Origin of the sequence: Clostridium sp. AM58-1XD (assembly GCF_003464085.1) — a bacterium.
GTDB lineage: Bacteria > Bacillota > Clostridia > Lachnospirales > Lachnospiraceae > Lachnoclostridium_A.
Window position 1 is genome coordinate 25,702 of record NZ_QSDR01000003.1, and the last position, 25,038, is coordinate 50,739.

At 46.5% G+C, this 25,038-nt stretch carries 29 protein-coding genes; 19 read left to right on the plus strand and 10 right to left on the minus strand.

Annotated features, from left to right (window positions below; all coding sequences use genetic code 11):
- The first annotated feature begins 4 nt into the window (after positions 1-4).
- From atpG to atpC, 3 genes are read left to right on the plus strand one after another with little or no spacing between them, the layout of a single operon-like run.
- The gene (gene atpG / locus DXA13_RS02120; RefSeq protein WP_118241600.1) at positions 5-892 is read left to right on the plus strand and encodes an ATP synthase F1 subunit gamma; all 888 of its coding nucleotides are present in this window, start codon (positions 5-7) and stop codon (positions 890-892) included.
- Between the two features lie 52 nt (positions 893-944).
- Entirely contained in the window at positions 945-2,342 is a 1,398-nt protein-coding gene (atpD, locus tag DXA13_RS02125) for a F0F1 ATP synthase subunit beta (RefSeq protein ID WP_118241602.1), read from the plus strand.
- Positions 2,335-2,754, plus strand: coding sequence for an ATP synthase F1 subunit epsilon (gene atpC / locus DXA13_RS02130; protein ID WP_118241604.1), 420 nt, complete (start codon positions 2,335-2,337; stop codon positions 2,752-2,754). Before atpD ends, atpC begins: the two co-directional genes overlap by 8 nt.
- Before the next feature lie 29 nt (positions 2,755-2,783).
- Here atpC and DXA13_RS02135 read toward each other — a convergent pair whose 3' ends face one another.
- Positions 2,784-4,451 carry a sigma 54-interacting transcriptional regulator gene (locus DXA13_RS02135; RefSeq protein WP_243008924.1) on the minus strand — a complete coding sequence of 556 codons (1,668 nt, stop codon included), beginning with the start codon at positions 4,449-4,451 and terminating at the stop codon, positions 2,784-2,786.
- Entirely contained in the window at positions 4,418-4,681 is a 264-nt protein-coding gene (locus DXA13_RS21410) for a hypothetical protein (RefSeq protein WP_243008925.1), read from the minus strand. The genes DXA13_RS02135 and DXA13_RS21410 overlap by 34 nt, the downstream gene beginning before the upstream one ends.
- A 287-nt stretch (positions 4,682-4,968) precedes the next feature.
- On the opposite strand from DXA13_RS21410, the gene DXA13_RS02140 reads away from it, so the two are divergent.
- The 4 genes from DXA13_RS02140 to DXA13_RS02155 are packed head-to-tail and all read left to right on the plus strand — an operon-like array spanning position 4,969 to position 8,843.
- Complete coding sequence (locus tag DXA13_RS02140) at positions 4,969-5,763, plus strand: aldolase/citrate lyase family protein (protein ID WP_118241606.1); 795 nt, start codon at positions 4,969-4,971, stop codon at positions 5,761-5,763.
- A gap of 46 nt (positions 5,764-5,809) precedes the next feature.
- Positions 5,810-6,874 carry a tripartite tricarboxylate transporter substrate binding protein gene (locus DXA13_RS02145; protein WP_118241608.1) on the plus strand — a complete coding sequence of 355 codons (1,065 nt, stop codon included), beginning with the start codon at positions 5,810-5,812 and terminating at the stop codon, positions 6,872-6,874.
- Between the two features lie 17 nt (positions 6,875-6,891).
- Positions 6,892-7,374, plus strand: coding sequence for a tripartite tricarboxylate transporter TctB family protein (locus DXA13_RS02150; protein ID WP_118241610.1), 483 nt, complete (start codon positions 6,892-6,894; stop codon positions 7,372-7,374).
- Between the two features lie 14 nt (positions 7,375-7,388).
- A complete protein-coding gene (locus tag DXA13_RS02155) occupies positions 7,389-8,843 on the plus strand; it encodes a tripartite tricarboxylate transporter permease (RefSeq protein WP_243008926.1) in 1,455 nt (484 codons plus the stop codon).
- Positions 8,844-8,901: 58 nt separating this feature from the next.
- Here the strand turns inward: DXA13_RS02155 and DXA13_RS02160 are convergent, their stop codons facing one another.
- Complete coding sequence (locus tag DXA13_RS02160; protein WP_118241612.1) at positions 8,902-9,429, minus strand: TetR/AcrR family transcriptional regulator; 528 nt, start codon at positions 9,427-9,429, stop codon at positions 8,902-8,904.
- A 109-nt stretch (positions 9,430-9,538) separates the two neighbouring features.
- Between DXA13_RS02160 and DXA13_RS02165 the strand changes: the two genes are divergently transcribed.
- The 3 genes from DXA13_RS02165 to DXA13_RS22675 are packed head-to-tail and all read left to right on the plus strand — an operon-like array spanning position 9,539 to position 11,096.
- Positions 9,539-10,324, plus strand: coding sequence for an EFR1 family ferrodoxin (locus DXA13_RS02165; RefSeq protein ID WP_118241614.1), 786 nt, complete (start codon positions 9,539-9,541; stop codon positions 10,322-10,324).
- A complete protein-coding gene (locus tag DXA13_RS22670) occupies positions 10,321-10,659 on the plus strand; it encodes a 4Fe-4S dicluster domain-containing protein (RefSeq protein WP_347559654.1) in 339 nt (112 codons plus the stop codon). Before DXA13_RS02165 ends, DXA13_RS22670 begins: the two co-directional genes overlap by 4 nt.
- A 38-nt stretch (positions 10,660-10,697) precedes the next feature.
- Positions 10,698-11,096, plus strand: a complete 399-nt coding sequence (locus DXA13_RS22675) for a nitroreductase family protein (protein ID WP_347559655.1) — start codon at positions 10,698-10,700, stop codon at positions 11,094-11,096.
- Between the two features lie 256 nt (positions 11,097-11,352).
- Here the strand turns inward: DXA13_RS22675 and DXA13_RS02175 are convergent, their stop codons facing one another.
- The 6 genes from DXA13_RS02175 to DXA13_RS02190 all read right to left on the minus strand — a co-directional run bounded on the left by DXA13_RS02175 (position 11,353) and on the right by DXA13_RS02190 (position 16,263).
- Positions 11,353-12,666 (minus strand): hypothetical protein, encoded by a 1,314-nt coding sequence (locus tag DXA13_RS02175; RefSeq protein ID WP_118241616.1) that lies wholly within the window; start codon positions 12,664-12,666, stop codon positions 11,353-11,355.
- Positions 12,667-12,683: 17 nt separating this feature from the next.
- On the minus strand, positions 12,684-13,334 hold the full coding sequence (locus DXA13_RS21225) for a M24 family metallopeptidase (RefSeq protein WP_207662141.1): 651 nt from the start codon (positions 13,332-13,334) through the stop codon (positions 12,684-12,686).
- Positions 13,220-13,792: a hypothetical protein gene (locus DXA13_RS21230; RefSeq protein WP_207662142.1), complete on the minus strand. Its 573-nt coding sequence runs from the start codon at positions 13,790-13,792 to the stop codon at positions 13,220-13,222. The genes DXA13_RS21225 and DXA13_RS21230 overlap by 115 nt, the downstream gene beginning before the upstream one ends.
- On the minus strand, positions 13,789-14,082 hold the full coding sequence (locus DXA13_RS21235) for a hypothetical protein (RefSeq protein WP_207662143.1): 294 nt from the start codon (positions 14,080-14,082) through the stop codon (positions 13,789-13,791). The genes DXA13_RS21230 and DXA13_RS21235 overlap by 4 nt, the downstream gene beginning before the upstream one ends.
- 351 nt (positions 14,083-14,433) lie before the next feature.
- Positions 14,434-15,315, minus strand: a complete 882-nt coding sequence (locus tag DXA13_RS02185; protein WP_118241619.1) for a LysR family transcriptional regulator — start codon at positions 15,313-15,315, stop codon at positions 14,434-14,436.
- Positions 15,316-15,531: 216 nt separating this feature from the next.
- Positions 15,532-16,263: a cupin domain-containing protein gene (locus tag DXA13_RS02190; RefSeq protein WP_118241620.1), complete on the minus strand. Its 732-nt coding sequence runs from the start codon at positions 16,261-16,263 to the stop codon at positions 15,532-15,534.
- Positions 16,264-16,456: 193 nt separating this feature from the next.
- On the opposite strand from DXA13_RS02190, the gene DXA13_RS02195 reads away from it, so the two are divergent.
- Together DXA13_RS02195 and DXA13_RS02200 are read left to right on the plus strand one after the other, a co-directional pair.
- Complete coding sequence (locus tag DXA13_RS02195; RefSeq protein ID WP_118241623.1) at positions 16,457-16,699, plus strand: hypothetical protein; 243 nt, start codon at positions 16,457-16,459, stop codon at positions 16,697-16,699.
- 92 nt (positions 16,700-16,791) lie between these two features.
- The gene (locus DXA13_RS02200) at positions 16,792-17,502 is read left to right on the plus strand and encodes a GntR family transcriptional regulator (RefSeq protein WP_118241625.1); all 711 of its coding nucleotides are present in this window, start codon (positions 16,792-16,794) and stop codon (positions 17,500-17,502) included.
- Positions 17,503-17,619: 117 nt separating this feature from the next.
- On the opposite strand, the gene DXA13_RS02205 is transcribed toward DXA13_RS02200, so the two are convergent.
- On the minus strand, positions 17,620-18,522 hold the full coding sequence (locus tag DXA13_RS02205; protein WP_118241627.1) for an AraC family transcriptional regulator: 903 nt from the start codon (positions 18,520-18,522) through the stop codon (positions 17,620-17,622).
- Between the two features lie 203 nt (positions 18,523-18,725).
- On the opposite strand from DXA13_RS02205, the gene DXA13_RS02210 reads away from it, so the two are divergent.
- From DXA13_RS02210 to DXA13_RS02240, 7 genes are all read left to right on the plus strand, one after another.
- Positions 18,726-19,502, plus strand: coding sequence for an IclR family transcriptional regulator (locus DXA13_RS02210; protein ID WP_118241629.1), 777 nt, complete (start codon positions 18,726-18,728; stop codon positions 19,500-19,502).
- Between the two features lie 121 nt (positions 19,503-19,623).
- Positions 19,624-20,553 (plus strand): sialidase family protein, encoded by a 930-nt coding sequence (locus DXA13_RS02215; protein WP_207662144.1) that lies wholly within the window; start codon positions 19,624-19,626, stop codon positions 20,551-20,553.
- Positions 20,550-21,467 carry a dihydrodipicolinate synthase family protein gene (locus DXA13_RS02220; RefSeq protein ID WP_243008927.1) on the plus strand — a complete coding sequence of 306 codons (918 nt, stop codon included), beginning with the start codon at positions 20,550-20,552 and terminating at the stop codon, positions 21,465-21,467. The genes DXA13_RS02215 and DXA13_RS02220 overlap by 4 nt, the downstream gene beginning before the upstream one ends.
- Positions 21,468-21,483: 16 nt before the next feature.
- The gene (locus tag DXA13_RS02225) at positions 21,484-22,458 is read left to right on the plus strand and encodes a tripartite tricarboxylate transporter substrate binding protein (protein ID WP_207662145.1); all 975 of its coding nucleotides are present in this window, start codon (positions 21,484-21,486) and stop codon (positions 22,456-22,458) included.
- 137 nt (positions 22,459-22,595) lie between these two features.
- Positions 22,596-23,066, plus strand: coding sequence for a tripartite tricarboxylate transporter TctB family protein (locus tag DXA13_RS02230; RefSeq protein WP_181995498.1), 471 nt, complete (start codon positions 22,596-22,598; stop codon positions 23,064-23,066).
- 15 nt (positions 23,067-23,081) lie between these two features.
- Positions 23,082-24,596 (plus strand): tripartite tricarboxylate transporter permease, encoded by a 1,515-nt coding sequence (locus DXA13_RS02235; RefSeq protein ID WP_181995499.1) that lies wholly within the window; start codon positions 23,082-23,084, stop codon positions 24,594-24,596.
- On the plus strand, positions 24,586-25,035 hold the full coding sequence (locus tag DXA13_RS02240) for a YhcH/YjgK/YiaL family protein (RefSeq protein ID WP_181995500.1): 450 nt from the start codon (positions 24,586-24,588) through the stop codon (positions 25,033-25,035). Before DXA13_RS02235 ends, DXA13_RS02240 begins: the two co-directional genes overlap by 11 nt.
- The last annotated feature ends 3 nt before the right edge of the window (positions 25,036-25,038 follow it).

Here is a 25,038-nt window from a genome sequence, read left to right on the forward strand (position 1 = left end):
TAAGATGGCAAACGCAAAAGAGATCCAGAGCCGTATAAAGAGTATTCGTGATACGATGAAGATTACAAATGCCATGTATATGATTTCTTCATCCAAACTAAAACGTGCGAAAGCGGTCCTTGTGGATACGGAGCCTTACTTTTATGCGCTGCAGGCAGGAATCGGAAGAATTCTGAGGCATATGCCGGAAATGAAGCATAAGTATTTCAACTGGCGGCCGGAAGTTACCGGAGACGACAGAAAAATCGGATATATTGTGGTTTCCGGGGACAAAGGACTGGCTGGGGCCTATAACCATAATGTTTTTAAAATGGCAGAGTGCGAAATGGAAAAGGAAGGCCATGCGGAGCTGTTTGTTCTCGGCGAAGTCGGCAGGCAGTATTTTGCACACAAGCATGTGGACATCGATACGGGATTCCGCTACACGGTACAGAAGCCGACCATGCACAGGGCCAGAGTAATTGCAGAGAGCATGATTGACAAGTATCTCCGTAAGGAGCTGGATGAGATATATATCATATATACGAGAATGGTGAGCGCCGTTTCCATGGAGGCGGAAATGCAACGTCTCCTGCCTTTGAAGAGAGAAGAATTCGGAAATCCTCAGGCTTTGATCGGCATTCATCAGGAAGAAATTGCATTTGTGCCTTCTGCGGATGAACTGCTGAACAGGATTGTGCCGAATTATCTGAACGGTATGATTTATGGCTGCCTTGTGGAGTCATATGCAAGCGAACAGAATTCCAGAATGTCGGCCATGGATTCGGCTACCAACAGTGCAAAAGATATGCTCAAGGATTTGAGCGTACAGTACAACCGAGTACGCCAGGCAGCCATTACCCAGGAGATTACGGAAGTAGTCAGCGGAGCAAAGGCGCAGAAGAAAAAATAAAGGATCATATAGAGGAAGGAGGTTTCCTCACGGCTGTGAGAGTCAAAAAGAGATGAATAAAGGTAAAATTGTGCAGGTCATGGGACCTGTCATCGACGTTGAATTTATAAACAATGAAGAACTTCCCAGCATCAAGGATGCGCTGGAAGTAGATAATAATGGGAAACGCTGTGTAATGGAAGTAGCTCAGCACATCGGCAATCACACGGTCCGCTGTATTATGCTGGCATCCAGCGACGGCCTCTGCAGGGATATGGAAGTAACTGCTACGGGAGAGGGGATTAAGGTGCCCGTAGGCAGAAAGACGCTGGGGCGTCTGTTCAATGTCCTTGGAGAGACGGTTGACAAAGAAGAGCCTCTCAGCGATGAACCCCATTGGGTGATCCACAGAGATCCGCCCTCTTTCGAAGACCAGAGCCCTGTAGTGGAAATTCTGGAAACAGGCATTAAAGTAATCGACCTTTTGGCGCCATATGCAAAGGGCGGTAAAATCGGCCTGTTCGGCGGCGCGGGAGTTGGGAAAACCGTTCTCATTCAGGAGCTGATCCGCAATATCGCTACGGAACATGGCGGTTACTCCATCTTTACCGGTGTTGGAGAACGTTCCAGAGAGGGAAATGATCTGTGGACGGAAATGAAGGCTTCAGGAGTACTGGAGAAGACGGCGCTGGTGTTCGGACAGATGAATGAGCCGCCGGGAGCCCGTATGAGAGTTGCAGAGACCGGTCTTACCATGGCGGAGTATTTCAGAGATGAAGAGCACCAGAACGTGCTGCTGTTTATCGATAATATCTTCCGTTTCACACAGGCAGGATCGGAAGTGTCTGCTCTGCTGGGACGTATGCCGTCGGCCGTTGGCTATCAGCCGACGCTGGCAACGGAGATGGGGGAACTCCAGGAACGGATTGCCTCTACAAAGAACGGTTCCGTAACGAGCGTGCAGGCAGTATACGTTCCGGCGGACGACCTGACCGATCCGGCTCCGGCCACCACATTCGCCCATCTGGATGCGACTACCGTACTCTCCAGAAAGATCGTAGAACAGGGTATTTATCCGGCGGTCGATCCGCTGGAATCTACATCGCGTATTCTGGAGGCGGACGTTGTCGGAGAAGAGCATTATGAGATTGCCAGAAAGGTGCAGGAATATCTTCAGCAGTATAAAGAGCTTCAGGATATCATCGCAATTCTCGGTATGGAAGAGCTTTCAGAAGAGGATAAGATGGTCGTATCCAGAGCTAGAAAAATCCAGCGATTTTTATCCCAGCCGTTCCATGTGGCGGAAGTGTTTACCAGCATTCCTGGAAAATACGTGCCGTTAAAGGAAACGATCAGAGGGTTTAAAATGATTATTAATGGAGAAATGGATCAGTATCCGGAAAATGCATTTTTTAATGTGGGAACGATTGATGAGGTTATAAAGAAGGCGGAGGCGGAGCAGAATGGATAAAAATACATTCGGCCTGAATATCATTGCCAGTGACCGAGACTTTTACCATGGAAGGGCTGTCAGCATCGTACTTCCGGCTCTGGATGGCGAATACGCCATATTGGCCCATCATGCAGATACAATGGTTGCTATGATTCCGGGAGAAATGCGCTTTACGACGGAAAACGGAGAGCAGAATACCGTAGTGGTCAGCAGCGGTTTTGCCCAGATTATCAACAATCGTGTCACCGTACTCGTGGCGTCTGTGGAAAAACCTGAGGAAATCGATATCCGTCGTGCACGGGAGGCGGAAGAGCGCGCCAAAGAACAGCTCAGACAGAAACAGAGCATGCAGGAATACTATGTTTCAAAGGCATCTCTTGCAAGAGCGATGTCCAGGCTGAAAGCGACACAGAAATATAATCAGGGATAATAGAATATGTTTTTACAGAAAAACGGGATTCAGATCTGAATCCCGTTTTCTTTTAACTTTCTCCATAAGGTGGAACGGCTTATTCCCAGCATTTGCGCCGTTTTCCCTTTATTATAACGGCATGAAGACAGCGCTTCCAGAAGCATGGGATATTCATCCGAATGTTGGGAGGAAGGCGGTAATTCAGAAGCAAAAGGAGTATCTTCCGGAGCTTCAGATTCAGGAAAGACGAGGGAAAGGCAGCTGGAATCGATCGAGTGTCCGCTGCATAAGACAGCAAGACGCTCGCAGATATTAAACAGCTGGCGTACATTTCCAGGCCAGTCTCTGCGGCATAAATGGTCCATGACTTCAGGAAGGATATGAGTCTGCGGAAAATTCCGTTTCATAAAGTCTTCTACAAGTAGCGGAATATCTTCCCGCCGCCGGTTCAGAGGAGGAAGGTTAATACGCAGTACATCCAGGCGATAAAACAGGTCTTCCCTGAACTTCTTTTCCTTAACGAGGCTTTCCAAATTCTGATTCGTTGCCGCTATGATCCTTATATCTACGTGGATCACGCTGTCACCGCCCACACGCATGATCTCCCGCTCCTGAAGCACTCGAAGCAGTTTAGCCTGCAGGGGAAGGGGAATTTCTCCGATCTCATCCAGAAAAATAGTTCCCTTGTGGGCCAGTTCAAACAGTCCGGCTTTTCCATTTTTCTGTGCGCCGGTAAAAGAACCTGGGGCATATCCGAACAGCTCGCTTTCCAGTAGGTTATCAGGTATGGCAGCACAGTTTACAGCGACAAAAGGCGCTGATTTCCGCGGACTCGCATTGTGGATACTCTGCGCAAAAATTTCTTTTCCGGTGCCGCTTTCTCCGATTAAAAGAATATTGGAGTTGGTGGAACCGTATTTTTTTGCCGTTTTTATGGTAGAACACATGACAGGGGAACTTCCGATCATATCGTCGAAGGTAAGCCTTGCTACGTGGCCTTTTTCGTAGATCCGTTTTCGTATGTCGCCTTCCAGGGACTGAATTTCATTGACCATTTGAATATTTACAATAGAACCGGATATAAAATCCTGGGTTTTTACAAATGTTTTGCTGATATTCAGAAGCACCCGGTCAAACTGAATGAGATCGTTTGTATATTCTCTGTTATCCGACAGAATGTTTTTAAAATCCAGAGGAAAGGGAAAGTCGATAATCCGTTTTCCCAAATAGGAATCATCGATATTTAAAATGGATTGAGCCTTTTTATTCGTCGAGGTAATCCGCCGGGAGGAATCGATAAAGATGATGCCGTCATGGGACATATCCAGCAGAGTATGAAGACGCAAGGTCTTTTCCTGTTCCCTGCGGGAAACGGCAGCGGTCCGTTTGGCAGTGGAAATGGCATCCCAGAAAGCTTCCTTGCTGGTTCTGATTACCATATTGGGAATATGGATCATTTCCGCATAACGGCAGGTGTTAATACCTCCCAGGATTACGTCGCAGTTTTCCGAAACAGCCTGATCGACTAGAGCCTGGTTGTTCCATGTGGACGATAAAATATATGTATTGATCGGAGCGTCGCTTAAATCGGCCAGCCCGGTGATTCCGGCAATCATATTTCCGGCAGCTATAATCCCTATTTTTTTCGGCCTGTACAGGTGGGAGCAGTTACGGATTGTTCTCAGGATATCCGCAGTTGGTATGGATATTTGCACAACGGGAATGTCGCCGGGCAGACCTGCGAGGATTTCGGCCAAAAGCCTCTTGTCAGAATAATATCGGCATCAATTTTAACTTCATGTGAATTTTCACTTGTAACGATGATTTCTTCCATCGTATAAATTTCATCGCTGCTATGACGATAATATTCGTTGTGCTGTTGAAAGATATTAGAAGCATTTTCAATAAATCCTTCACAAGGTATTACAAGTGCTATTTTAACCATAAACCTTTTCCTTTCCCGGATGATGGAATACGGAATCTCATGCGAATAAAGATTCAGATATTTACTGGTTCCATACTGCTACGGAGTATTATAACATAGAAACTCTATTGGTAAAACATATTGTTTCGTATAAAACGAAATGTTGAGATAAAATGTTGAAAACAGAAGATATAAAAGTAAAATCAGAACGAAAATAAAGGACTTTTTATTGAAATAGACTTTGGCATAAGATTTGCTGTAAATATAAGTGCAGGGAATAAAATACAAAACGTATTGGAGGATATATTATGCTGAAACGAGACGAGATTTTCCATAACAGGGCAAAACGGCTGCTGGCGGAAAAGAAAAAATTGTCAGGCGGATGGCTGCAGGCGGCCAGTCCTATAACGGCGGAGATTATGGCAAAAGCCGGTTTTGATGTTCTTATGGTCGATATGGAGCACGGGCCGGGAGGAATTATGGAGCTGATCGGCCAGCTGCAGGCGATATCGCGATATGATGTGGTACCTTTTGTAAGAGCTCCCTGGAATGATTTTGTTATTATTAAAAGAATTCTGGATGCTGGCGTAAGCGGTATGCTTATACCGTACGTCAATACAGCGGAAGAGGCGGCACGGGCAGTCAGCGCATGCAAGTATCCACTGGAAGGAATCAGAGGCATCGCACCCAGCCCAAGGGCAGGCGGATATGGAATGAACCAGAGAAATTATCTGGACTATGCAAATGAACAGCTGGACGTAATGATTGCTGTGGAAACGAAAAAAGCAGTAGACAACATCGACGAGATTATTAAGACAAACGGGCTGGACGGAATCTTTATCGGCCCCATGGATCTGGCTACTTCGTTCGGACATTTCTGCAATCCTCAGGCGGAAGAAGTACAGGAAGCCATTAAGAAAGTAGAGAATGCAGTATTAAATTCCGATAAGTTTTTAGCGACTGTTGCAGGAGATTTCGAACAGGCCAGCCGTTTATATGAAAGAGGCTATCAATTAGTAGTAATGATGTCGGATACAACGACATTAGGAAAAATAGCATTAGAGCAGACGAAAAAATTCAGAGAAGCCTATCCGCAGAGATGAGGATGTTAACATAATAATTAAGCAAGAAGAAAAGGAGAAGGGTAAAATGAAGAAAAGATTAATCGCATTAACGTTAACAGCAGCAGTTTTAATGGCAGGATGTTCAGGAGGCGGAAAAACGGAGACAAAGGCTCCGGAAACAACAGCAAAAACGGAAACTGCCGCCGCCGCTGAGAAGGCAGAGGAAACCGAGGCGAAAGAGGCTGCAAATACTGATTTCCCGAAGAAACCAATTCAGATTATATGTCCTGTAAAGGCAGGCGGAGACACGGACTATAATACGAGAGTCATAGCCCAGTATCTCTCAAAATATTTAGGCGTAAATGTAGTTGTAACAAACGTGGACGGCGGCGCTACCATCATGGGTATGCAGCAGGTACTGGATGGTGAACCGGATGGGTACACAATGGTCATTAACGGACTGGATGCGTATATTCCAAACATGATGGGTACGACGGATATTACGATTGACAGCTTCAAAACAGTAGGAATTCCGCTCTTTGACAATACAACCGTACTGGTGGCCAATAAAAAATCAGGCTTTAAAGACATCAAAGATGTTGTAGAGCGGACACAGAAAGACCCGAATACGATCGAATACGGTATGAAGATCGGCGCTGCAAACCAGATTTACGGTATTGCAATGAATAAGGAATGGGATGCAAAGTTTAAACCTATGGATATTGGAAATAATGCAGCTAAGATGACGGCTCTTTTAGGCGAACAGACCGATACGGCCGTACTGGCATACGCTCTGGCTAAGGATTATTTTGCTACTGGCGAATTCCAGGCGCTTTGCCTTCTGGGCGGTGAAAAGAACGAGCTGCTTCCGGACGTTCCAATGCCTTCTGATTACGGCTTAAAGGATATCGAATGCAGCAAGTGGTTCTGGCTTGGCGTGCACCCGGATACTCCGGACGAAATCGTGGACATTCTTTCCGACGGATTGGAACAGGTTACAAAGGATGAAGAATTTATTAAAACCATGGAAGAAAATTATCTTACAGTGAAGTATATTGCGAAAGAGGACGCACGGGAATATGCAAACGCATTTTATGAGGAAACTCTGGTTCCTTATAAGGATGAATTCCTTTCAACCAGCAGTAAGTAAAGAAAGAGGGATGTAAAATGTCACAGAAAAAGAGGGATATTGCATCGGGAATTGTATTTTTCCTGCTGGCAGTAGCTTTATATGCAGGTTCCTATTCGATTGTCGTTACGACAACAGACGCTATGGGCCCTCAATTCTTTCCGAGGACTGTGGCAGTTATGATGGGCGTACTGGCAGCCGCGCAGATCGTTTTAAACGTGAGAAAGCCGGAAATGGAAGGGGAAAAAGGAGAAGCTGATACGGGCGGATTTAATATCCGCTCGATCACAACGATCGCCATCCTGTTTCTTTATGCGGTGCTTGTGCAGAAGGTGGGGTTTGTTGTTATGACGATGCTGTATCTGTTTGGGCAGATTATGCTGCTGCTTCCTGAAAAGCGTTTAAAATCGGGAAAAAGCATCGTACTAACGCTGATTATATCGGTGGCTGTTCCCGTTTTAATTTACCAGCTGTTTTACCATGCATTCAGCATATTCCTTCCAACAGGAATACTGGGATAAAGGAGGAAATACATATGCAGTTAATCCAGGGATTTATAACAATCTTTCATCCTACAACCTTATTCCTGATTATCGGAGGCGTAATTGGGGGCATTGTATTCGGCGCAATACCGGGCTTATCTGCGTTTACGGCGCTTGCGCTGTTTCTGCCGATCACTTTCGGGATGGAACCAGTCAATGGAATTGCTTTTTTGATATCTATTTACGTAGGAGGGCTTTCCGGCGGTTTGATTTCCGCTGTCCTTCTGGGCATACCGGGGACGCCTTCGTCCATTGCCACGTGCTTCGACGGTTACCCCATGGCTCAGAAAGGAGAGGCAGGGAAGGCGCTGGGGACGGCAATCGTATTCTCTTTTGTAGGAGGAATCTTCGGCGCACTGGTGCTCATATACTTGGGACCGGTAATTGCAGGTGTCGCGCTTAAGTTTGGGCCATATGAATATTTTGCCGTTATCCTGTTTGCGCTGACTACTGTTTCGGGACTTTCCGCAGGAAATATTAATAAGGGACTGCTGTCCTGCCTGTTTGGAATCATGATGTCCTTCGTAGGAATAGACAGGCTCAGTTCTTATACAAGGTATACCTTCGGTATCGACCAGCTGAGCGGAGGATTTAATCTGGTTCCGTTGTTAATCGGTACATTTGCCGTATCCCAGATTATCGAGACGGCGGCAAAGGGACCGTCGGCAATTCAGAAAGCGCCGTCGGCTAAAATAAAGGGATTTGGAATCTCGCTGAAGGAATTTATGGGACAGATGAAAAATGCGATTCCGGCGGCAATTATCGGTCTTGCGATAGGGATTCTTCCCGGAATCGGAGGTAACGCATCAAATCTCATGGCATACGCGTTCTGTAAAAAGCGCTCCAAGTACCCGGAGAAATTCGGAACAGGCGTAATCGATGGAATCGTTGCCTCAGAAACGGCGAATAATGCGACAATCGGCGGAGCCCTGATCGTGCTTCTTACATTGGGCATACCGGGAGACAATGCGACTTCAATGGTGCTTGCAGGCTTTCAGATCCACAGTATTACTCCGGGACCGCTACTGTTTAAAACGAGCGGAGCCCTTGTATATGCACTGCTCGCAGCATTTATTATAGCCAATATCGTTATGATGGTATCCGAGCTGATCGGCCTTCCGCTCTTTGCCAAGGTTCTCAGCATCCCCGGCTCCTATCTGCTGCCTGTAGTAATCGCCTTCTGTTTTGTGGGTTCATTTTCTGCAAATAACAGAATTTTCGACATTCTGGTTATGGTGATATTCGGCTTGATCGGATATGTTTTGAAAAGGCATAAGTTTCCTCTTGCTCCAATGGTGGTAGGATTTATTCTGGCGCCGCTCCTGGAGGAAAATGTGAGGCGGTCCCTCATGCGTACAGAAGGCCGTCTGCTTCCGATTCTGTCTTCGCCGATCGCTCTCGTATTTTATCCTGACGATCATTATGATCATACTTTCCGTCAGGAGTGAGCTGAAGGAGAGCAGAAAGAAAAGGCAGGCTGTAAAAAGCGGTGAATAAATAATTCGGTCAGCTGTTATTGTGTACAATCCGCAGAAATTCATCTGCCATGGCTTCAGGCGTCTCCTTCATACCGTCCTCCAGCCAGCAGAGCAGCATGTTGTAAAAAGCTCCTGAAAAATAGTAGAGTTCATATTTCTTTATAGAGTTTACAGGCATATCGCCGCAGGCGTCAATCTCGCAGTCGGTGATGATATCCAGTAGCGTGGTGCCCAGTTTTGCATGGTGAAAGGCTAAAACGAGGCCGGCATATTTCTTATAAAACTGAAATTTGTAAAGAATCACCTCTCTGCTGCGAAAATCTTCTTCCGAAAATGGCTTTCCTTCATGGTAACACAGCGACATCTGCTGAATTCCATAGTCGATGATTTCTTCCACAGATTTAAAGTTGCGATAGAAGGAAGCACGGGCAACACCTGATTTTTGAATTAACTCGGTCACTGTCAATTTTGACCAGTCTTTATGTCCTGCAAACTCGACTAGAGCAGAAAATAAGCGGTCTTTTACATTTTGGTTGGCTATTTTTCTTTTATCCATGATACAAATATCCTCCTTTTGTCTCAGGCCGTCCGGTTGACAATAACGCCCCATGTGATACAATATGTATCATATAGGGCGTTATTTATTCTGTCAATAGGAGGAGCTTATGATTTTATATTTTAGCGGTACCGGCAACAGCCAGCTGGCGGCAGTATGGCTGGCAGATCTGATTGGAGACGGTGAAATTGTTTCGATCAATCGATATCTAAAGGAAGGTAAGGCGGCTGTGATTCAGTCAAACCGTCCCCTGGTGTTTGTGGCTCCCACATATTCATGGAGACTGCCCAGAGTTGTCGAGCAGTGGATTATGAAAACCAGTTTCGAGGGAAACCGGGACGTCTACTTTTTATTAACCTGTGGCGGCAGCTGCGGTAATGCCGCGGCCTATGCAGAGAAGTTATGTGATAAGAAAGGCTTTCGTTTTTGCGGACTTGCTCCGGTTGTTATGCCGGAAAACTATCTGGCCCTGTTTTCCACTCCTGGGGAACAGGAATGTGGGGAAATTATAGAAAACGCGAAACCTCGTATATCGGCTCTTGCCACCAGGATAAGGTCTGGTGAATGTTTTGATAAACAGGACGTGTCCCTTGGAGGCAAACTTGAAAGTGGACCGGTCAATCCGTTGTTTTATGCGCTTTTTGTTAATGACAAGGGATTTTCCGTAACGGACCGCTGCGTTTCCTGCGGAAAATGCGCGGTCAGATGTCCACTGAATAATATCGAACTCATTGATGGGAAGCCGGTATGGAGAGGAAACTGTACTCACTGTATGGCGTGTATAGGCGGCTGTCCAACAGAGGCAATTGAGTATAAATCCAAATCAAAAGGGCGGCATCGTCATTATATTATGGATGATTCCTTATGCTGGGAAAATGGGGGTGAAGACCGTTGAATAGAAAACATATGATACGGATCGATTCGGAAAAATGTATTGGCTGCGGAATGTGCCGTAAGGACTGTCCTGTCAATAACATTATAGTAAAAAATAAAAAGGCGAGGATCGTGGCGCAGAACTGCATTAAATGCGGCCACTGTGTGGCTGTCTGTCCAAATGCCGCCGTTTCCATGACTGGCTTTGACGAGCCGCCGGAAGAAATCGGAAAAACCACAGTCTTAGATCCCGATCACCTGCTTAACGCGGTTAAGACCAGGAGAAGTATCCGCCAGTTTAGGAAGCAGCAGGTGGATCCTCAGATCATTGCTAAGATTATTGAGGCGGGGCGCTGACGCCTACGGGAGGAAATGCTCAAAATGTATCGTTCATTGTGTTAAAAGATGAGATAGACCGCTTTGAGAAAATAGCAGTGAAGCTGTTCAGGCGTCTGCTCCCTCTGATGAGGCTTTTTATTCCGATGGCGAAGAGAATGACAATCGACGATCATTTCTTTTTCAAGAAAGCCCCGGCTGCAATTATGGTCGTGTCAAGGGATGAGGTAAACGGCGCACTTGCCGCCGCTAATATGGAATTGATGGCAGAAGCCTGCGGGTTAGGCGTATTGTACAGCGGATTCTTTTCCATGGCTGTAAACAAATGCCGCTCCTTGCGCAGGAAGCTGGGACTAAAGCGGGGGGAGAGAGCCGTAATGACACTGGTTATCGGCTATTCCAACGTTACCTATCGCCGGACTGTCCAGAAGGAAGCGGCTACTGTTCGTCAATTTTAAAATAATTCAAAAAACGGGTGTTGCAAAAGTAGAATTCGCATCGCCGTCGATACCAGACTTCGTTCCAGGCAGTGGCCAAGTCACTCCATCTGGTATCGGCGGCAGTGCTCTATTCATTTTTGCAACACCCGCTTTTCATTTATATTTTCATTTATAGAAAATGCTTTCAGTCAGTTTTTTTATTCAATTTGCGCCTATTGGCCGGCAATTACTTTTCTGTTGATAATAAGTGGCCTGGAGATACAATTGAGCAGTCTCAACCGCCTGCCTTCTTTTCCCTGGAAAATAGAATGCTTCCTACCACGCAGGTACACATCAGACCGGCTCCGATGATATAGATCGGAATCCTGTTGTAGAGTACCAGGGACGCAGCGAATGGAAGGAGCAGAAAGTTCCAGAAAAATACTGCGTTATAGACGCCGAGCGCTTCGTAAATACAGGACTCGTTATTGGGATCCACGGAGCGGACCAGAGCAAAGCCCTGGGGGTTGGAGCCGGTTGCCATACCGTAGATCATCAACGCCTTTTCAAACCACTGGGGATGGCCGATCTTCCTGAGCCAGACGAAGGCGAAAAGTCCGGTGACGCTGCAGAAGATAAGGGCGTGGAGGAATAGGGGAAGGAAAAACTTGCTGACGATGTCCAGCTGGACCGTGGCGCAGGCGCCAAGAATAATCATTTCCAGAGTCAGGTTGCTGATCTGGGTAATCGTATCCTTGTCGATATACTTGTCCAGCTTGACAAGCTTGAAAACCGGCCACAAAATCAATCCGCCGACCAAGCCGTAGAGCATGGGGCTGACCTTGCCGAGAAGAGGAACAGCCATGGTCAGAATCCGGAAAAGCTGTTCGCCAAATTTATAGCAGACTGCCAGAACGCCAAGCTGAAATGCGATGCCTGTGACATTGCTGGGATTGACGGTGGTCTTTCCCAGGGACTCCCGCTTTTCTTCAGGCAGGGGGCCGCGGTAAAAATAGACAGGCTGTTTTGCAAGGTCATGGGTGAAGGAGGCCCATCCATGGCGGGCTCCGTAGTTTGCCATAAACATACCGGGGATCATGGCCATCAGAACGCCCATGGTGGCCATGACCATACCGATGCTCTGTGCTCCCAGCTGACCGTTAGGGTCAATGGCGTCGGATACAATAGGGACATTGCCGTGGACGCCGAAGTACGCCGCTACGCCCATCAATCCCCATCCCTCAGGCAGTCCGGGCCAGAACTTGCAGAACAGGGAACCGAGTAAAATTCCAAAAACCATCTGGAATCCGTACATGGTCATATTGGTGAAGGTGAAATCCAGATGCTGGTATATCCGTTTGGCAGACACAGCCACGCCAATGGGCACGCAGGTCATGATGATGCGCATGCCGAAAGACGATATATCGACAAAAGAAGCAGGAATTTCAATCAGACCCAATACCTGCTGGCCAAGGATCAGGCCAAGAAACCCTCCGATCAGACAGGCGGGAAGCAATATCTTCTGAAAGGCAGGGACCAGTTCACGTATGATGACGCCGGCAATCAGCAGCAGACCAAAAAGAATTAACGCGTTAAACATTTCTGCCATATAATTTTCCTCCTATCCTATGGTTTTATGCGGACCGTTTCAATCGGCGTATGACAGGTGAGATTCTCATACCCATCCTCAGTAACGACGTAGCAGTTGCCGATATTGGCTCCCGACTCCATGGGGACAAGCCATTGAGGATGAAGTACAAATGCCAGTCCGGGACGGCATACCTCTGTGTTGTGGGACGTGACGTTAAACTTGTCAGGATTGCCATGCATACCGACTCCGTGACCGAGATTTGGGTTGTGGGGGCCTACTACAGGCGGATAAACATGCATTAACTTCCGCCCCATACGCTCCAAATCCACATCTTCCACATACTGCAGCGGAATTTCCGTAGCCGAAAGATCATCATTAGGGGCCCAGTTGTAAGGCATGGTGGCAGTCGTGTCGTCATTCAGATAACCTTTCTCAATGAATGGAGCAAATCCGGCTCTATTGATATCGCAGAGAGGAACGCCGGGGCGAATCATTTTCTCTGCACGGCGCAGGGCCTCTGTACATACTTCAAGAACCTCTTCCTGCTTTGGAGTGATCTCGCCTACTGCAATCATTCTGGCGGACTGAGCGGAGTATCCACGGTAGGATATACCGGAGATGTAGAAATTGATAAGGTCCCCTGATGTAATCCTGTGGCCATATGCCTTCCCGCAGTGGTCCCCCATTTATTCACGCCGATCTGATAGCCGTCCGCGTTCTCCCCGCCCCTGGCCAGCTGCGCAAAGGTGAAAGCTGCATATAATTCATAGTCGGTAACACCGACCCTGCACGCGTGGCAAGCAGCCTGAAAGCCGATGTCCATTAATTGAGCGGACGCCCGGATCTGGTCGATTTCGCTTTTGCTCCTGAGCCTCTGCATATCCAGAATGACATGGGTCTCGTTCTGAAATTTTGCTTTTGGCAGCATAGCCTGAAGAGCATTCCAGTGCTTGGCGGATGTACCGTCACCCATCACGCCGATGCTTGCCCCGCTGTAACCTAAATCCGTTAAAGCTCTGGCTACACCTTCAATCAGTTTTACGTCGGATGAACTTGGGCGGCCGGAATACTCACGGCCCAGACATCCAACCTGATAAAGCTTCTCAACTCCGACTGCTTCGCCCCAGGAAGGAGGCAGGATCACAGACTGGGTATAAAAGGAGAAAAGCCGGAGGCTTTTCTGCTGTCCGTGGGGATGATCAGGATACCCTCCCGCGGCCAGTCGCAGGCATATCTCAGATACTTGTTTGTGGTGTGATAATTCAGTGTGCCATTTGCATTGATGAGGGTTACATCATGCTCTGCAATTGTGGCCTCCCGGCGGATATGTGCAATGCGGGAATGAAATTCCTCTTCCGGTATCGCCTTAGGCGGTACAAATTCAAAACTTGGCTCAAAGCCTTCTAATAGTTTCTCGCAATTCATAAATGACATGTTTCTTTACCTATCCTTTCCATTATTCTTGTTTCTCCCGCGTTATCTGCGGTTTCAGGGCTCGCTTCTTTTTTGAAAGATTATCATTCTTTTCTTTTTGGTCTGGAGTACACCCCTCCTTTTTTGTGTATTGCCATATCTGTAAAGTGAGATATTGACAATTGAGATAAAAAAATAGATATTTAGCAAAGCGTTTTGGTTATTTTTATCATATATGAATTGCTGGCATTTTAAAAATATAAAAAATAATCAAAATCCATATTAAAAAGGTTATGGCAAACGATGATGTTTTCTGTAAGAAAAAAACAGGCTCCGTTTATCGCGGGCGCCTGTTTCGAGCTTCCTAGCTTTTTACTGTGTGACTGAATCCAATATTTGTATAAAATTTTGTGTTGTCCTGGATAACGACCGGCCTTCAAGCACCACAAAATACCGCTTGATAGAGAGATCATCGTTGGATACCTGATGGCAGATGAGATGAGACTTCTCCTGACCCTCCCATTTGGCGAGAACTGCAACCATGCTGCCGTGCTCCGCCAGTTGCAGCGTAGCGTGCCTGGAATCACTGATGGCTTTCCAGATGGGAGAGAATCCCAGGCTGCGGCAGCACTCTCCAATGTAGGGATAAAGTATCCGGGGAGCGCTAATAGGTATTCCCTTCAAATCTGAAAGAGAGATCGCCTCGCCGTCTTTCTTGTCGGTGAGAAAAGGGCTGTTATAGGAATGGCAGGCAAATAAGTAATTGTCATTGGAGGCGATAACTCGAAACTCAGGCGGCGGCTGCCGTGGCGAGGTAATGATAGCCAGTTCAATGACTCCGTCCTCCAGCTTGCCCAGAAGTTCGTCAGCATTTTCCTCATACAGGGATACAGACACGTCGGGATACTGTCTGTAGTAAAGATGCAGCAGCTTCTGGAAGAAGGGATCCGGCATAAACAGCGTGATTCCAATGCGCAGCGTTCCCCCGTCGCCGCTGGAGAGGTTCGCTATTTCGATGCTGGCATTGTCTTCGATCTGCAGGATGCTTTTTGCCGCCTGATAGAGAGCTCTGCCGGCTTCGGTAAGTTCGACGCTGCGGGGATAGCGGATAAAGAGAGGAGCGCCGAACTCCTGCTCGATCCGTTTGATTTGGTTTGTAAGAGCAGGCTGGGCGATCATCAGTTCTTTGGCGGCCCCTGTGATGCTCCTGCACTCTGCAACAGTGACAAAATTACGGTATTGGGTAGTAGTCATAAGTCTCTCCACTCGGTTCAGATAATGGTTGTCCAAAGCTTTATATGTTAATTATAAACAGATTTTTTATAAGTTCAAGCGATAGGAACAGAAATGGAGATGAAAGTGAAAAAAGAGGATGTATTAACGTTTGACGGCAATTGCTTCCACTTCAACAAGAGCGCCTTAGGCAGAGCGCCTACCTCAAAGCAGGAACGGGCGGGGCACTCGGTCGCTCTAATTCCGCCCTCGGAATATCATGACCAATGCGATGGCATTTTTGTCAGAAACATTGTCTAAGCCGTTCCAGGTGCCGTTTGGACAGAGCATGATATCGCCGGGGCCTAGTAATTCTTTTTGACCATCCATATGGGCAATCATATTGCCCTCAACCATATAAAACAGTTCGAAATCCCCGGATGGGTTACAATTCTGTTCGTGATACCCCATAGTGGCTCCGGGAATCCATGTAACACGGCCGAAATAGGAACCGGCGTGCAGGGCTTCTTCCTCGCTTAAAAAAATGAAAGAGTCCAAATACAGCTCTCCGCCGCAATTATGGTCATAATGTTTTGTCGGCATATCCTTCAGGTGTTTTATCATACCCTTGCGGCGTTCAACACAAGGACAGGGACTGCAGAATATCATTGCTAAAATAGTGGCATCGGTATCCCCGATGTTTTCCATTCCGTTCCAATCCCCATTATAACAGACCATGATGTCACCAGGCCCAAGCAGAGATTCTTCACTGTTGAGATTTGCCAGAAGGCTGCCTTCAATTATGTAATATAGCTCCAAATCTCCCGCAGGGTTACAATTCTGTTCGTGGTATCCAATACTGGAACCGGGAACCATAGTTACGCGTCCCCAAAAAGAACCGGCATGCATGGTCTCATCCGCCTCCAGAAAGCGTACGGCATCTACATAAAGTTTCCCGCCGCAGTTATGGTCATAGTGTTTCGTCGGCATGTCTTTTAAATGTCTGATCTGTTTGATTTTAATCTCCTCCTTTATAGTTTCATAAATTGTTTCGTGGTATTTATGGCGCGTATAATACGGTGGCCGATCTGCTCATCTCTGTTGTCTTCTTTCTATGTCTCCATAATAGCTGTTGTTTTCAAATGTGTGTATTTAGATACATCCATCTGCTCAATTGTTTTAAATGAAAGACAATATTCCCTTTCAGTTTTTTGCCATCATATCGATTATAACGGCAGGTCTGTTCGCTTACGGACTGATTCCTGAAATTGGACCGTTGAAAAAGGCCACAAAAAGTGCGGAAAGCGCCGCTTCTGTAGAAGCAGCTAATGAGGACACTTTGGCTACTCTGGGAGGGTCGGATATATTATTTAATTTTACGCCTTTTAAATACTTCTGCGGTGGAGTCCTGGCGGTTTTAAAATAATATATTTGCAATTCCTCTTTCCGTTGTTATAATTATGGTGTAGGATGAATAATACTGCGGCTTCTTTATGCTGATAAAAAGGGGAATGGTAAATGGGAATGGAGACTGAGGACTGGAAGGAGCTTGCTAAAAACAAGCAGAAGGAAAATCCGTTTCTGCCTGCTCATACGGTTATACACGATATTTTATGGGAAAAGATCATTAACTGCGATCTGGAGCCGGGAGCTCTTTTAAAAGAAGTGGATTTATCTGAAAGGTTTGGCGTCAGCCGGACCACGATCCGTAATGCTTTAGATGTGCTTCACCAGGAAAACTTGGCAGAGCGTAAGGGGCGGAATCTGCGGGTTACGGTTATTACAAGAGCGCAATATACACAGCTCCACGAATTCCGGCGTTATGTAGATCCCATTGCCGCGTCCTTTAGCGCTGCCCGGAGGACGAAAGACGACTTGGAGAGGCTGCATGAATACCTTTTAGAAGGCGATACGGAAGACCCGCAGGCTTTTATGGACGCAGACCACAAATTTCATCATATGATATATCAGGCATCTAAAAATCAGTATCTCCTTAAAGCATATATGCAGATCGTCAACGACAGGAACCGTATCAATCACTTTTCGGTATCCAGCCTTTCCAGCAACAGCTTATGGGAGTTCAGCGCCAGCAAACGGAAACGTATGCGGGAAGAACATCAGCAGATTTTTACGGCGATTGAGCAGGCCGATGAGCGGTTGGCAGGGAGTTTGGCTAAAAGGCATGTAGGGCTGCTGATATTCGATTTTGATTCATATGAAAAGAAATGACAAAGAAATGAAGAGTATATTTAATCAGGAGGTATCCTGTTGTTTAAAGGAGTGCCGTCCCTGACATGAAATCGTATTGATTTCAATGTCAGGGACGGCGCTCTTTTTTAGACTATTTTACGTTTCGGCGGGACGGCGCTGCTTCCGGTAATCTTTAGGGGTGCAGTCCAGGAATTTTTTGAATACGGAGCTGAAGTAATTGCTGGAGGAAAAACCGAGGGAATAAGCCAAATCGGTAATGCTTACGTCTGTTTCGGCCAGCTCTCTTTTGGCGTACTCCAGCTTTTGAAGCGTAATGTATTCTGCAGGCGTGATACCGACTTCCTGCTTGAATTTGACTTTAAACCGTGAGAGAGAGTATCCGGAGACAGCGGCCAGATCTTCCAGCTGGAGGGGTTCGCTGATATTCTTATTTAGGTACGAGATGGCTTGATAAATTCTGTTGTCAATTGTCAGGATGTCATTATTCTGAATCGGTGTTAGAAACTGTAGGCTGAACAGAAAACAGGTCAAAAATTGGGTTCCGATCTGAATGGAGCCGGGAGTCATATCGGAGAAAAAGTTAAAAGCCGAGCGGAGATACTGGATATGAGTCATTCCCAGCTTGAAATGACGGTATTTCAGGCTAAGCAGAATCTGACAGAGAGACCGGCTGTATTCTTCATTAAGCCCAAGCATGTGATTCGGATCTTTTGTAATGATCTGAAAAGCGTAGAATTCACATGGAAGCTGAGGCTGGCTGCCATTTCCATGAAGTTCAAAAGGAAATGTCAAAAAGGCCTCATTTCCCGTGTATGTAAAGTGCTTCAGCTGGCCGCCGTCTTCCACCTGGGAATATCGCTGTCCTTTAATCATACAGTGGATCTCAATGATGTCGGAGTGATAATGCAACGGGGAAGGAGAAGGGGAAGCGGTGAAATTCCAGTAGGTGAAGTTCCCCAGGGCAGGGACGTGATGCTTGTCTTTCGTTATGGTTTTATTCTGTTTGGTCCAGGAAAAATGGTCAAATATTTCGTTCATAGGTATGCTCACTTTCCGATGCGTTCTGAACTCAGTCCTTTTAATGTCATTATTCCATATATTTTTGGATATTACAAGTAAAAAGTATAAAATCGTACTGTAAATGATTTTGAAAGCAAAGCAGAGATAAGTATAGTATACTTTGTTTATCAAAAAGAGAGAATGATGTTCTATAATAGAGAACAGGAAAATGGAATATATCTATGAATCAGAAAGATTTGGAGAAAAAATCACAGGGAACAAAGGTCAGCAGCCTGGAAAAAGCGATTAAGGTATTAAACTGCTTTACAGTAAAACCGAAACTTGGAGTGACGGAAATCAGCCAGATGCTCGGCCTGTATAAAAGTAATGTACATAATATTCTTTCTACCTATGAGACAATGGGATATCTGGAACAGGACGAAGAGACAGGGAAATATAAACTGGGATTGGGTATTTTTACTTTGAGCAGAGCCTTGGGAGACAGTTTCTCTATTACGAAAGTTGCTGTTCCCTATATGCAGGAAATGGCAAACTATACGAGAGAAAAGGTTTATCTGGGAATCCCCCATGGGGATGAAGTCGTCTATTTGGAGGCCATGTACCCGGCAGGAGAAATGAGCATGATGCGTTCTCTGCTTGGAGAAAGGGCGAAGATGTATTGTACCGGAATCGGCAAAGCCATGATGGCATTTCTTCCCGAACCGGAACAGGATACATATTGTAAAGGGCCATTTGAGGCATATACACAACAGACCATTACATCAGAAGAACAATTAAAAGCAGAACTGGAAAAAATCAGGTATCAGGGTTACGCTGTTGACCAGATGGAACATGAATACGGTATTAAGTGTATTGGAGTTCCCGTATTTAATAAGGATGGAAGCGTTTGCGCCGCGATCAGTATCAGCGGTCCGTCCCTCCGTTTCACAGACGAGCGGATCGAGGAATTATATCAGCTGTTAACAGAGAATATCAGGATTATAGAAACGAGGATTTGAGAGGTAAGCGTATGGGAGAATATCTGACAGAAGGAAAAAAAGAGCTTCTTTTTGCGGAGGATGGCAGAGCATTTACAATCTGCCACGCTTCTAACATCTGTGCATTGCCTGACGGCGGCTGATGGCTGTATGGTTTGCAGGGAGTAAAGAAGGAAGCGATGACGTGGCCATATGGGGCGTAAGAAAGGAAAATGACCATTGGACAAGGCCGGAGAAACTGGCTCATGACATAGAGGAACCTCACTGGAATCCTGTATTATATCAGGATCCGGATGGAGAATTGCTTCTGTTCTATAAGACAGGGCGGGAAATCAGCAGATGGTTTACGAAGATCAGGCGGTCTGAAGACGGAGGGAAAACGTTCGGTCAGGCAGAGGAGCTGGTAAAAGGAGACCGGGGTGGCAGAGGCCCGGTAAGGTGTAAGATCATTTTACTTTCAGACGGGAGCATGCTCGCAGGTACATCTAAGGAATCAGGTATCTGGACAGCGTATGCGGATCGGTCGGAGGACAAAGGGAAAACCTGGACTTTAAGCAATCCAGTTATGATAGATGTGGAATATCATGGAGAACACACGGCAAGGGACAGCGGAATTGAAGTGTCGGAACAGTCATTCTTCGGAAGAGGCGTGATTCAGCCGACACTCTGGGAGTCGGAAGCAGGACAGGTGCACATGTTGCTGCGAAGCAGTGAAGGAAACATATACCGTGCGGATTCCATGGATTACGGCAGAACTTGGGGAAAAGCTTATGATACAGGACTTCCAAATAACAACAGCGGAATTGATGTGGTAAAGTGCCCGGACGGACTGCTGGTTCTCTGTATGAATCCAGTAGGAGAAAACTGGGGACCACGGACACCGCTCGTGCTGATGACATCGGCAGACAATGGGAATACATGGAAACAGGAGGCGGTTCTGGAGGATGGGGAAGGAGAATATTCTTATCCGTCCATTGCTGCAAAAGAAGAGCAGATTTATGTGACTTATACTTATGACAGAAAATCAATTGCATTTTGGCAGTTCAATCGAAAGGAGATACAAGGAGCATGATGGAAAATCATTTCCCGGGAGGGGTCTGGCCGGTTATGCTGACCCCGTTTACAGAGGATAATCAGGTGGATTATCCGGCACTGGAAAGGCTGGTAGAGTGGTATATAGAGAATGGAGTTTCCGGACTTTTTGCCGTATGCCAGTCCAGTGAGATGTTTTTCCTCTCGTTAGAAGAGAGGGTGAAAATTGCAGGATTTGTGAAAGAGAAGGCAAAGGGTAGAGTACCTGTAATTGCATCAGGCCATATTTCAGATTCCATGGAGGATCAGGTGGAAGAGCTGAAGGCTGTAGCCGCCACAGGAGTGGACGCGGTGATTCTGATCACAAACCGCCTGGCAAAACAGGAGGAAAGTGATGAAGTATGGATTTCCAATCTGAAGGAACTGCTCGGACAGCTTCCGGAGGACGTTAAGCTGGGATTTTATGAGTGCCCCTATCCTTATAAACGGGTGATGAGCAGAAAGACCGTACAGTGGTGTGCTGAAACAAACCGCTTTTATTTCTTAAAGGATACCAGTTGTGATATTCATAATATTGCTGAAAAACTTGAAATCTGCAAGGGAACGAACCTGAAGCTTTATAATGCGAATACGGCTACTCTTTTAGAATCATTGAGGCTGGGAGCAGCAGGTTACAGCGGTGTAATGGCGAATATGCAGTGCAGGCTGTACGACAAACTGACGGCGGAATTTCAGAAAGAAGAAATGGAAGACCTGTCCGATATGCTGACCTTATGCGCTTTAATCGAATATCAGTGTTATCCGGTCAACGCGAAGTACTATCTGCAGAATCAGGGCGTTACTATGACGACCGTAACAAGAACAAAGAGCAATCAGCTTCTGACGGAAACGTTTCAGAAGGAAATGAACGTATTAAATAAAATTACTGGAAAACTGGAAAAAAAATATTTGTAAAATATGGAGGGAAATCATGATTAAGAGAATCGTTTCAACCGTAGTATGTGCAGCAATGGCAATGACAGTACTGGCAGGATGTGGAGCCGGCGGCAGCGGAAAGTATCCAAGTAAAGATGTTGAGGTAATTGTACCAAAAGCAGCAGGAGGCGGAACCGATACGTCCACACGAGGACTGCTGACTTATATGGAAAAGAACATGGACGGGGCGAAGTTCAATGTAACAAATAACTCCGACGGCGGCGGTATTACGGGAATGGTAACAACAGCCGAGGCAAAAGCGGATGGTTATACTCTGGGAACCGTTACCGTAGAGCTGGATATGTTCTGCTTCCAGGGTAAGACAGACCTTACATATGAAAAATACGATGCCATCGCAATGCCGATCGCGGCGCCTGCTGCTTTAATCGTACAGGCGGATGCACCATATAATACCATTGATGAATTTGTATCCTACTGCAAAGAGAACCCGGAAACGGTACAGGTTGGAAATTCCGGCAGCGGCGCAATATGGGACATCGCTACCTATTTATTTGAACAGGATTATGATGTAGCCGTAACCCATATCCCGTATCCGAACGGAACGGCAGATATTGCAGCAGCGTTAACAGGCGGTCATATCGATGCTACGCTGGCAGATCCGTCCAGCTTTATGACTCAGATCGATGCAGGAACCTTAAAGTGTCTTGGCGTAATGGCTGCAGAACGAACAAGCCTTCTCCCTGATGTGCCTACATTTACAGAAGAGGGACACGATCTGGTAGTACGTGCATGGGCAGCTCTTGTAGCTCCAAAAGGCATGAATGAAGAAGACTTACAGACACTGCGTACGGCGGCAAAGGCTGCTCTGGAATCAGATGAGTGCAAGGAGTATTTCAAATCCCAGGGTATTGATCCTGTATGCTACATCGGCGAAGAGGCAGATAAGATCATGGCCGATGACTATGAGATGTACAAAGAAGTATTTGAAACCATTGATTTTGAAGAATAGTATTCTTGACCGGCTTCTTCGGTCAAGAAGAGACGCTGTCAGAACTGTTATTAATATTCAGACGTGTCATTGATTAGAGGCAGGAAAGGGGCTGATGGAGATGTCGGTCGGCCCCGGCTGCAGGAAGAGGTATGTACATGACAAATATGAAGAAGTGCAATTACGTAATTTCCGTTGTAGCTGCACTGCTGGGAGGCGGTATTTTACTGGCGGCCGCCAAACTTGGCATTGGGTTTAAAGCAAAAGGCGGAATCAGGGCCGGTACCTGGCCGGCGATTATGGGAGGTATTTTACTGGCAGCAGCCGTATGCCTGCTCTGCATGACAGTATTTAACAGAAAGAAATATGAAGAGATGGAAGTTGCGCTGGCTCTTCCGGCTAATATGAGAGTTTACATTCTTATGGGGATTTTCGCAGTCTATTGTATTATTGCTGAGACTGCTGGAATGTACCTTTCGGCAGCTGTATTGATCCCCACGGTTATGACCGTTGTGGGAGAGCGCAATGGTAAAAAAATGGCGGCAGTGACGGCAGGAACCTTGCTTGGAATTTTTGTTATATTTGGTCTGATTCTGGGGACAAGACTTCCGGAGCCGATATGGATATAGGCAGGAGGAACGTATATGTTAAGTAATATTTTGGCAGCTCTCAGCAGCGCATTTACCCCTATGGCGATTCTCCTGCTTCTGGCAGGAACGGGGGCCGGAATTCTGATCGGCGCAATGCCGGGATTATCTGTGAACATGGGAATCGCACTTTTGTATCCGCTTACGTTTTCCTTTGACGGAGTTACGGGAATCATCATGCTCCTGGGCGTATACTGCGGAGCAATATATGGGGGAAGTATTTCAGCGATTCTTTTAAATACACCGGGTACACCGGCTTCAGCGGCAACGACGCTGGACGGCTATCCCATGGCGAATAAGATGGGCCAGCCCGGCCGGGCGTTGGGACTTTCCACAATGGCCAGTACATTCGGAGGCGTGTTCAGCGCAATCTGCCTGATGATATTTGCGCCTCAGCTGGCGAAAGTGGCTCTGACGTTTTCGAAAGCGGAATATTTTGCACTGGCATTGTTCGGGATCAGTATTATAACAAGCGTTTCTTCCGGTTCCATATTAAAGGGACTGATGGGCGGTGTAATCGGACTGTTTATCGCTACGATCGGCATTGACGCGATGACCGGAAAAATGCGCTTTACTTTCGGCTCTACCTATCTGCTGGGGGGAATCTCCTTTATTCCGATTCTGATCGGCCTTTTCGCCTTTTCTCAGGTGCTCTCTACAGTGGAAAGCTGTTATGGGGAGCAGTACGAAAAGAAAAATGTAAAGATTACGAAAGTACTGCCAACTCTCAGCGATATAAAACGAGTTGCGGTAACGCTCCTCCGCTCGTCATTGATTGGTACGTTTATCGGCTGTATTCCTGGTACAGGCGGTGATATTTCTTCCTTCATCTGCTATGACCAGGCGAAGAAATGGTCAAAACATAAGGATAACTTCGGAAACGGCGAACCGGAAGGAATCGTGGCATGCGAATCAGGAAATAACGCCGTATCCGGCGGTGCAATGATCCCCATGCTGACGCTGGGAATTCCGGGAGACGGAGCAACTGCTATTTTGCTGGGCGCTTTGATGGTTCAGGGAATTGCGCCGGGACCGCTTCTGTTTACGAATCAGCCGGTACAGGTGTATACGATCTTTATCGGACTTCTGGCAGCGAATCTTGTAATGGGGCTGTTTGGTTTTTCACTGATCCGGGTGTTCTCCAAAGTGATCAATGTTCCTAAGGAAATCCTGATTCCTGTTATTTTTATCATGACTTTTGTAGGAACATATTCATACAATCACTCGATGATGGATGTATACGTGATGGTGTTCTTTGGATTTCTCGGATATTTTCTCAATAAGACCCAGTTTTCCATGTCGGCCATTATATTGGGAATTATCCTTGGAGGAACAGCAGAGCAGAATTTCAGCGGTTCCCTCATCATGAGCGGCGGAAGCTTCTCGATATTCTTTACAAGGCCGATCTGCTGTATTTTCATCCTGATATCTGTGTTGTCTCTGGCGTCTCCGATGTATGCGCCGGTTCTCAAAAAGATATTTGGAAAGAACAGGAGCTGTAATGATAATTGATTTTATAAGAAACAGAAGCTGGTATGAAGAAGACAGGCCGCTGCTGAAAACAGTTTTTGATTTTGCCGAGAAGATCAAGGGAAATGATCCCGGCCGATACGAGTGCGGCGATCTGTATGCCATGGTCCAGAAGGGCATTACGAAGCCGTCTGAAGAGGGGAGCCTGGAAGCTCATCACGATTATATTGACCTTCAGTACGTGGTCAGCGGACAGGAAATCATGGAATGGAAGAATACAGAAGATCTCATACAGGAAACTCCATATGATGAGAAAAAGGATATCGTGTTTTTTAAGGGCACAGGAATGCCTGCAGTCATCGAGCCGGGGATGTTCTATCTCGTATTTCCTCAGGACGGGCATAAACCGTGCGTACATATGGAACGGCCGTCAGAATATAAAAAAGTAGTTGTAAAAATCAGAACGGATCTTTGGAAATAAGAC